Annotated in this window: 3 protein-coding genes, 1 tRNA gene and 1 rRNA gene; 1 reads left to right on the forward strand and 4 read right to left on the reverse strand. The window is 67.9% G+C overall.

Features of this window, described 5'->3' with window-relative positions:
• Positions 1-77: 77 nt before the first annotated feature.
• A complete protein-coding gene (locus tag ACWCPI_RS02520) occupies positions 78-5,552 on the reverse strand; it encodes a HAMP domain-containing protein (RefSeq protein WP_451036335.1) in 5,475 nt (1,824 codons plus the stop codon).
• A gap of 374 nt (positions 5,553-5,926) precedes the next feature.
• Here ACWCPI_RS02520 and ACWCPI_RS02525 point away from each other — a divergent pair, with 374 nt between their 5' ends.
• Positions 5,927-8,683 carry a SpoIIE family protein phosphatase gene (locus ACWCPI_RS02525; RefSeq protein WP_451036336.1) on the forward strand — a complete coding sequence of 919 codons (2,757 nt, stop codon included), beginning with the start codon at positions 5,927-5,929 and terminating at the stop codon, positions 8,681-8,683.
• 61 nt (positions 8,684-8,744) lie between these two features.
• Here the strand turns inward: ACWCPI_RS02525 and ACWCPI_RS02530 are convergent.
• The 3 genes from ACWCPI_RS02530 to rrf all read right to left on the reverse strand — a co-directional run bounded on the left by ACWCPI_RS02530 (position 8,745) and on the right by rrf (position 9,789).
• A tRNA-Thr gene (locus tag ACWCPI_RS02530) sits at positions 8,745-8,820 on the reverse strand.
• Between the two features lie 76 nt (positions 8,821-8,896).
• On the reverse strand, positions 8,897-9,559 hold the full coding sequence (locus ACWCPI_RS02535; protein WP_451036337.1) for a DegT/DnrJ/EryC1/StrS family aminotransferase: 663 nt from the start codon (positions 9,557-9,559) through the stop codon (positions 8,897-8,899).
• A gap of 113 nt (positions 9,560-9,672) precedes the next feature.
• Positions 9,673-9,789, reverse strand: a 5S ribosomal RNA gene (gene rrf, locus ACWCPI_RS02540).
• Positions 9,790-9,975 lie beyond the last annotated feature (186 nt).

Below are 9,975 nucleotides of genomic sequence, written 5' to 3' on the forward strand. Positions count from 1 at the left end.
GTTCCCCGAATCCCGCTCTTCTACACGACTTCGAGCACACTGAGTCAGCAACTTCGTGTGCCCACCGTTCGTTCCCGTCACTGCTCCCTCATCCACTGGTTCATCACCGCCAGGAGATGATCGGGGTCCACCGGCTTCGTCACGTAATCGGACGCGCCGGACTCGATCGCCTTCTCGCGGTCGCCCTTCATCGCCTTGGCGGTCAGCGCGATGATCGGGAGACCGGCGAACTGCGGCATCCTGCGGATCGCCGTGGTCGTCGCGTACCCGTCCATCTCCGGCATCATGATGTCCATCAGGACGACCGCCACGTCGTCATGCTGTTCGAGGACCTCGATGCCCTCCCGGCCGTTCTCGGCGTACAGCACGGACAGGCCGTGCTGCTCCAGAACGCTGGTCAGCGCGAAGACGTTGCGGATGTCGTCGTCGACGATCAGCACCTTCTCGCCGCCGAACCGGATGCCCCGGAACGACTGCGGCGCCGTGTCCTGCTCCGCCGCCGACCACTGCTCCTGCTGCGCCGGCCGCTGCTCCAGCTCGGTCGCGGCCCTGCGGCGGCGCCTGAAGAGCGCGGCGGCGCCGTTCTGCGTCTCCCGGTACGACCGCACCTCGGCCGGCGTCTCGACCTCCACGTCCGACAGCTCCGCCAGCTCGGCCGCCGAGGCCACCAGGTCGCCCGCGTCGAGGGGCGGCAGCTGCTGCTGGTAGCCGTGCGGAGGCAGTTCGCTCGGGTGCAGCGGCAAATACAGCGTGAACGTCGAGCCGCGCCCCGGCTCGCTCTGCGCGTGGATCTCCCCGCCGAGCAGCTGGGCGATCTCCCGCGAGATGGACAGTCCCAGCCCCGTACCACCGTACTTGCGGCTGGTCGTGCCGTCCGCCTGCTTGAACGCCTCGAAGATCACCCGCATCTTGCTGGCGGCGATCCCGATGCCGGTGTCGGTCACGGAGAACGCGATCAGGGGCGCGTCCGCCTCGGCCAGGGAACCGGCTTCCAGCAGCTGCTCCCGGATCTTGTGCGGCACGTCCGTCCCGGCGGGCCTGATGACCAGCTCGACCGACCCCGAGTCGGTGAACTTCACCGCGTTGGACAGCAGGTTGCGCAGCACCTGCAGCAGGCGCTGCTCGTCGGTGTGCAACGTGGCGGGCAGTTCCGGCGAGACCCGTACGGACAGGTCCAGGCCCTTCTCCGCGGTCAGCGGGCGGAAGGTGGCCTCCACGTAGTCGACGAGCTGGACGAGCGCGATCCGGGTCGGGGAGACGTCCATCTTGCCCGCCTCGACCTTCGACAGGTCCAGGATGTCGTTGATCAGCTGGAGCAGGTCGGAGCCCGCGCCATGGATCGTCTCGGCGAACTCGACCTGCTTCGGCGAGAGGTTCCCCTCGGCGTTGTCCGCGAGCAGCTTGGCCAGGATCAGCAGCGAGTTGAGCGGCGTACGCAGTTCGTGCGACATGTTCGCGAGGAACTCGCTCTTGTAGCGCATGGAGACCGCGAGCTGCTCGGCCCGCTCCTCCAGGACCTGCCGCGCCTCCTCGATCTCGGTGTTCTTCACCTCGATGTCGCGGTTCTGCTGGGCCAGCAGCTCGGCCTTCTCCTCCAGCTCGGCGTTGGACGCCTGGAGGGCCTTCTGCCGGTTCTCCAACTCGGCCGACCGCTCGCGCAGTTGCTCGGTCAGCTCCTGCGACTGCTTCAGCAGCACCTCGGTCTTGGTGTTGACGGAGATGGTGTTGACGCTGGTCGCGATCATCTCGGCGATCTGGTTGAGGAAGTCCTTCTGGATCTGCGTGAAGGGCGTGAAGGACGCCAGCTCGATCACGCCGAGCACCTTGCCCTCGAAGAGCACCGGCAGAACGATCACCTGTGCGGGCGGCGCCTCGCCGAGCCCGGAGGAGATCTTCAGATAGCCGCTCGGCGCGTTCTCCACCAGGATCGTGCGCTTCTCCATGGCGGCCGTCCCGATCAGGCCCTCCCCCGGCCGGAACGACGTCGGCATGGACCCCATCGAGTAGGCGTACGAACCCAGCATCCGCAGCTCGTACTGGTCCTCCCCCTCGGCACTCATGTCCTTGCCGTCGACCAGCGGCATCGCCAGGAAGAACGCGCCGTGCTGGGCGGACACGACCGGCGTCAGCTCGCTCATGATCAGCGAGGCCACGTCCTCCAGGTCGCGGCGGCCCTGCATGAGCGCGGAGATCCGGGCGAGGTTGCCCTTGAGCCAGTCCTGCTCCTTGTTGGCGATCGTGGTGTCACGCAGATTGGCGATCATCTTGTTGATGTAGTCCTGAAGCTCCTGGATCTCGCCGGAGGCGTCGACGTCGATCTTCAGGTTCAGGTCGCCACGGGTCACCGCGGTCGCCACGCGCGCGATGGCACGCACCTGCCTGGTGAGGTTTCCTGCCATTTCGTTCACGGACTCGGTCAGGTCGCGCCAGGTGCCGTCGACGTCCCGCACGCGTGCCTGTCCACCGAGCTGCCCCTCGGTACCCACCTCGCGAGCGACTCGGGTCACCTCTTCGGCGAAGGACGACAGCTGGTCGACCATCGTGTTGATCGTCGTCTTCAGCTCCAGGATCTCGCCACGCGCGTCGATGTCGATCTTCTTGGTCAGGTCACCCTTGGCGATGGCGGTGGTGACCATGGCGATGTTGCGCACCTGACCGGTCAGGTTGGACGCCATCTGGTTCACGGACTCCGTGAGGTCCTTCCAGGTGCCCGCGACGCCCGGAACGTGCGCCTGACCGCCGAGGATGCCGTCCGTGCCCACTTCACGGGCCACCTTGGTGACCTGCTCGGCGAACGAACTCAGCGTCTTGACCATGGTGTTGATGGTGTCGGCGAGCTGCGCGACCTCACCGCGCGCCTCGATCGTCACCTGGCGTGTCAGGTCGCCGTTGGCGACCGCGGCCGACACCTGGGAGATGTTGCGGACCTGGATGGTCAGGTTCTTGGCCATCAGGTTGACGTTGTCGCTCAGGTCCTTCCAGATGCCCGTGACACCGGGCACATGGGCCTGACCGCCCAGGATGCCCTCCGTGCCCACCTCACGGGCCACCCGGGTCACCTGCTCGGCGAAGCTGGACAGCTGGTCGACCATGGTGTTGACGGTCGTGACGAGTTCGAGGATCTCGCCCTTGGCGTCGACGGTGATCTTCTTCGACAGATCGCCCTTGGCGACCGCCGTGGTGACGTCGGCGATGGAGCGCACCTGAAGGGTCAGGTTGTTCGCCATGCCGTTCACCGACTGGGTGAGGTCCTTCCAGGTGCCGGAGACACCCTGCACCTCGGCCTGACCGCCGAGCTGGCCCTCCGTACCCACCTCTCGGGCGACCCTGGTGACCTCCTCCGCGAACGACGACAGCTGGTCGACCATCGTGTTCAGCGTGTTCTTGAGCTCCAGGATCTCGCCGCGCGCGTCCACGGTGATCTTCTGCGACAGGTCGCCCCGGGCCACCGCGGTGGCGACCTGCGCGATGTTGCGCACCTGGGCGGTGAGGTTTCCTGCCATACCGTTCACCGAGTCGGTGAGGTCCCGCCACACACCGGCGACGCCGGGCACCTGCGCCTGACCGCCGAGGCGGCCCTCGGTACCCACCTCGCGGGCCACCCGGGTCACCTGGTCGGCGAAGCCGGAGAGCTGGTCGACCATCGTGTTGATGGTGTTCTTCAGCTCCAGGATCTCGCCTCGCGCGTCGACGTCGATCTTCTGCGAGAGGTCACCGCGGGCGACGGCGGTGGTCACCTGCGCGATGTTGCGCACCTGGGCGGTGAGGTTTCCTGCCATTCCGTTGACGGAGTCGGTGAGCTCCTTCCACGTACCGGCCACTCCGGGTACGACCGCCTGACCCCCCAGCCGGCCCTCCGTGCCCACGTCCCGGGCCATCCGGGTCACCTGATCGGCGAACGACGACAGCTGGTCCACCATCGTGTTCACGGTGTTCTTCAGCTGGAGCATCTCGCCGGATACGTCCACGGTGACCTTCTGCGACAGGTCACCGTTGGCCACCGCCGTCGTCACCTGGGCGATGTTCCTGACCTGTCCGGTGAGGTTGCGGAACGCGGTGTTGACGGAGTCCGTCAGGTCCTTCCACGTCCCCGCCGCGCCCGGCACCTGGGCCTGCCCGCCGAGCTCACCCTCGACACCGACCTCACGAGCGACTCGCGTCACCTCGGAGCCGAAGGACGACAGCTGGTCCACCATGCCGTTGACGGTGTTCTTCAGCTCCAGCATCTCACCGGCCACGTCGACGGTGACCTTCTGCGACAGGTCACCGTTGGCCACCGCCGTCGTCACCGCGGCGATGTCCCGCACCTGAATGGTCAAATTCCGGAACACCGTGTTGACGGAGTCCGTCAGGTCCTTCCACGTCCCCGCCGCACCCGGAACGTTCGCCTGACCGCCCAGCTGCCCCTCGGCCCCGACCTCGTTGGCCACACGCGTGACCTCGTCGGCGAAGATCCGCAGCGTCTCCGTCATCTGGTTGATCGTGTCCGCGAGCTGCGCGACCTCGCCCCGCGCCGACACGGTCACCTTCTGCGACAGGTCACCGTTGGCGACAGCGGTCGTCACCTGGGCGATCCCACGCACCTGCGCCGTCAGGTTGCCGGCCATCAGGTTCACCGAATCGGTGAGGTCCTTCCACACACCGGCGACGCCGGGCACCTGCGCCTGCCCGCCGAGCTCGCCCTCGGTACCCACCTCACGGGCGACCCGCGTCACCTCGGAGGAGAAGGACGACAGCTGGTCCACCATCGTGTTGACGGTGTTCTTCAGCTCCAGCATCTCGCCGGCCACATGAACCGTGACCTTCCGTGACAGATCACCCTTGGCTACCGCCGTGGTGACCAGCGCGATGTCCCGCACCTGAGCCGTCAGCCGGTACGCCATCGTGTTGACGGAGTCCGTCAGGTCCTTCCACGAACCCGACATGCCCCGCACGCGTGCCTGCCCGCCGAGCTTGCCCTCGGTGCCCACCTCACTGGCCACACGCGTGACCTCGTCGGTGAACGTCGACAGCTGATCGACAAGGTTGTTGACAGTCCGCCCGACCTTGAGGAACTCGCCCCGCAGCGGATGCCCGGTGCCGTCCGGCGCCTGCGTCCGCAGCTCCATGCGCGGCGAGAGATCACCCTCGGCCACCGCGGACAGCACCCGTCCGACCTCGGAGACCGGCCGTACCAGGTCGTCCACCAAGGCGTTCGAGTTGTCGACGGCAGCCGCCCAGGAGCCCTCGCAGGCCCCCGTCTCCAGGCGTTCCGTGAGCTTGCCCTCACGTCCCACCATGCGCCGCACCCGCGCCAGCTCACCCGTCAGGTGGAGATTGCGGTCGGCCACCTCGTTGAAGACCGCGGCGATCTCCGACATCACGCCGTCGCCGGACACCGTGAGCCGCTTGCGGAAGTTTCCGTCGCGCATCGACACCAGGGCCGCCAGCAGCCGGTTCAGGGCAGCCGTGTCCACGGCAGTGGTCCCGCCTCGCGCCTTGCGCTCGTTCTTCAGGGACTGTCCGCCTTTCGCGCGCGTCTTAGTGCCCCGCGTCGCTGCGCCAGACTCCACTGTGTCCCTCCCGCAGGGGTCGACCATTACTGCTGTGCTCGGGTGCTACTGCTCGGCGTACCCGTTACTGATGCGTATTCCTGCCGGATATACCAGGCCACTCCACGTGCTGCTGCCCGCGGTACGTGAATGACACTCAGCCTGCCCGGACCTTCACAAGAAGCTTGCCCAGTGTTTCACCCCGGCTGAACCCGGCCATAACAGTTCGGCACCTTCGCACATCGTCCGCACACCCTCCGGACGGAAACACTGCAGACCGGCATCCGCATCGACGGCGAAGGTAAGTAACCTTGCATGCGGCTGTCCAGCCGCACCGGTCCGTCCGGCCTGGGCGGTGGCAGGAGTACGAGCGGGCATCGGAGGGACAGCCGGACATGACCACCGGACTGATCCCGGGGGGACAGCCCCCGGACGGGCCGAACGGCACACAGCTGCCGCACCAGCGGCACGAGCCTGCCGGCCCGGAAGCCCTGCACGTCGACAACCGGTCGAGGAGTTCTGTGATCACCGCGCGCGCGGCAGCCAGCTTCGATCCCGTCGGGCGATCGGTGGCGAGCGCCCGCTCCTTCGTCCGCGACACCCTCCAGGGCTGGGGCTTCGCCGACATCGTCGACGACGCCGTCGTCCTCACCAGCGAGCTGGTGACCAACGCCGTGGTGCACGCGGGCACCTCCGCCGACGTCCTGTGCCTGCGCAGCGACGACGGTGTACGCATCGAGGTGGCCGACCGCTATCCCGAGCGCGAGATCCCTCTCCAGGGATCGCCCGTCAACATGGGCAGCCCGGACCGCGAGGGCGGCCGCGGCCTCCAGCTCTGCGCGGCCCTGGCCGGCCGCTGGGGCGTCGAGTACACGCCCACGCACAAGCAGGTGTGGTTCCAACTCGACCTTCCCGAGCGCCCGGTGGGCACCCGCGCCGCAGGCCCGTCCCTGCCCTCCGACCTCCTCCCGCTCGCCGACGGCCGCGTCCGGGTGGCGGTGGTCCAGATCGACCGTACGGGGTCCATCTCGTCCTGGAACGAGGACGCCGAGGACCTCTTCGGTTACGCCCCTGAGCAGGTCGTCGGAAAACCACTGACCGACCTCGCCGCCTGGCCTCACACACCCGGCACCAGCACGGGCATCGCGGAGGCCCTCCAACTCTCCCGCTGGGAAGGCAGCTACGGCATAAGGGGCGCGAACGGCCGCGTCACCCCGGTGTACGCCTCCCACCTGCGCGTCCGCGACACGGGCGGCGAGCCGTCCACGGTCTGCCTCCTGGTGCGCGACCACGAACGCGCAGTACTGCAGACCCCGTTGCGCGTCCCGGCCTCCGACACCTCCACCACCACCGAGGCCCAGAGCACCGACCCCTTCGAGGTCTTCATCGGCTCCCCGGCCCCCGACGACCTCGACGGCCTGCTCCAGCGCACGGTGGAACGCGCCCGCGACATGCTCGACGGCGACTCCGCGTTCCTGCTCCTGGCCACCGACGACGAAACGGAGCTGGAGGTCCGCGCCTCGACCGGCCTGCCCTCCGCCCGCCAGCGCTTCGCGCGCGTGCCCGTCGAAGCCGGTCCCGGCCGCTACGGCTCCGCCCGCATGCCGTCGGTCCACGAGGACCTCACCATGGTCCCCGGCGCCGTCCCCCTGCTGAGCGGCACCGGCATGCGCTCCGTCGTCACGGTCCCCCTCAAGGTCGAGGGCCGCCTCACCGGCTCCCTCGGCGTCGCCGCCGAAGCCCCCGGCAGATACTCCAACGAAGAGGCCCTGCGCCTCCAGTTCGCCGCCGACCGCATCGCGTTGGCCGTCGAGTCCGCCCGCCTCGGCGAACTCGAACGCCTGCGCCGAGGCTCGCTCAGCTTCCTGGTCGAGGCCTCCGACCTCCTGGCCGGCACTCTGGACCGCGACCAGACCCTGGCCCTGATGGCCCAGATGACGGTCCCGACCCTGGCCACCTGGTGCGCCGTCTACACGATCGCCGACCAGGCCTCGGAGCCCTACCTCTCGTACGTCCTGCACGAGGACGAGGAACTGATCGACGGCATCAAGTCCCTGCTGTCGAAGATCGCTCCGCCGGACCCGGTTCCCACCCCCGGCGCCCGCGTCTGGTCGGCCCCCGCAGAGGCCGCTCACCAAGCGGCCCTGCGCACCTCGATGCGCAGCCTCGGCCTGGGCGAGCCCCCGCATCGGGTCAGCGGGAGCATCGGTATCGGACCGACCCTCGCCACCGCGTCCGCGGTCGGCGGCGAGACGGTGGTCCTCCCCCTGGTCGCCCGCAACCGCGTCATCGGCATGCTGACCCTCGGCAAGCCCACCGACGAACACTTCCGCCAGGAAATTCTGGAACTCGCCGAGGACTTGAGCCGCCGAGCCGCCCTGGCCCTCGACAACGCCCGCCTCTACTCGGAGCGCACGGCCATCAGCCAATCCCTCCAGCGCAGCCTGCTGCCGCCGGAGCTGCCCGAGATCGACGGTGTCGAGGTCGAGGTCATCTACCGCGCGGCCGGCGAGGGCAACGAGGTCGGCGGTGACTTCTACGACCTCTTCCCCATCAGCGACGGCGCGTACGGCTTCGCCATCGGTGACGTCTGCGGTACGGGCCCGAACGCGGCGGCGGTCACGGGGCTCGCCCGGCACGCCCTGCGCCTCCTGGCACGCGAGGGTCTCAGCGGCCCGGCGGTGCTGGAGCGCCTCAACTCCGCGATCCTGGACGAGGGGGCCCGCAGCCGCTTCCTGACCCTGCTCTACGGCGAGTTGAGGCCGCAGGAGGACGGCAGCGCGGAACTGAAGGTCGTCTGCGCCGGTCATCCGCTCCCCCTGCGCCTGCGCCAGGACGGCACCGTGGAACCGGCCGCCGATCCCCAGCCGCTCCTCGGCGTCATGGACGACCTGGAGCTCTACCAGCAGACGGTCACCCTCGATCCGGGTGACGTCCTCCTGTGCGTCACCGACGGCGTCACCGAGCGCCGCGAAGGCAGCCGCATGCTGGGGGACGACGGCCTCGCGGACGTCCTCACCACCTGCACGGGCCTGACCGCCGGCGCGGTCGCCGCACGGATCATGCGCGCCGTCGAACGCTTCGCCTCGGACGCCCCCTCCGACGACATGGCGATCCTGGCCATGCGCGTACCGGGCCTCCACAAGGACTGAGGAAGGACACCCCGAACGGGCACGAAAAAGGCCCCGCCCGAAAGGGCGGGGCCTTTTTGCCTGGAGCCCCCAAACGGAATCGAACCGTTGACCTTCTCCTTACCATGGAGACGCTCTGCCGACTGAGCTATAGGGGCCAGCTGCCTTTTGCGAAGTGTCCCTCGCGGCAACGGAATAGATCATACCCCGAACACGCCCGTGCTCCCAAACTCGCTAGAAGGCGGGTTGGAGAAGCCCACCGAGCGCGTTGCAGGCGGACACAATCCGCTGCATGTCCCGCTTGGTCAAAGCGGCATCGACCGGAAGAGCCAACGTTTCATCCGCGGCTCGCTCGGTCTCCGGCAGGGACACACACCGCCGGAACTCCGGCAGCCGGTGCACAGGCGTCTTCACCGGCACCCGGCACTCAACTCCCTTGGCCCGCACGGCTCGGGCGAACGCGTCCCGATCCGGCCGACCGTTCCCCGGTACCCGCACGACATATTGCTGGTAGGTGTGCCCGTCACCACCATCGGGCGTGCGCACACCCTTCAACTTCGCATCCAGATAGGCGGCCCGCTGCCTGCGTTGAGCCACCTCGTCGTACGGCGCCTCGGACTCCCCCTGCTCCAGGACCAACAGCCCGTGCCGGTGCCCTGTCGCGTGCAACCTCGCGATATCCGCAGATCGACCGAAACGATGTACGGCGACGACAGCCGCCGTCCGCGGAGTGACGACCGCCTCGACAGCGGCGGCATCCAGGCAGTACGTCACCGGATCTATGTCGGCGAAGACCGGCAGCGCCCCCGCCGATATCACGGACTCGGCGACTTCGACGTTCCCGAAGGCCGGTACGACAACCTCGTCGCCGACTCCTATGCCGGCGGCCTTGAGCATCGCAGCAGTACCCATATCGGCGATGGTGGTTGCGCAACGTGAACTTCAGATGACGGAGAACAAAAAAGGGCTGGACCCCGAACCGAAGTTCAGGATCCAGCCCTCCAAAAGGAGTTCGGCGGTGTCCTACTCTCCCACAGGGTCCCCCCTGCAGTACCATCGGCGCTGTAAGGCTTAGCTTCCGGGTTCGGAATGTAACCGGGCGTTTCCCTCACGCTATGACCACCGAAACACTATGAAACTGTGAACCGCCGCACCACACACAGAATGTGCGGGGCTGTTCGTGGTTTCAGAACCAACACAGTGGACGCGAGCCTCTATGGACAAGCCCTCGGCCTATTAGTACCGGTCACCTCCACACGTTACCGTGCTTCCAGATCCGGCCTATCAACCCAGTCGTCTACTGGGAGCCTTAC

The sequence above is a fragment of the Streptomyces sp. NPDC001920 genome (assembly GCF_053594495.1).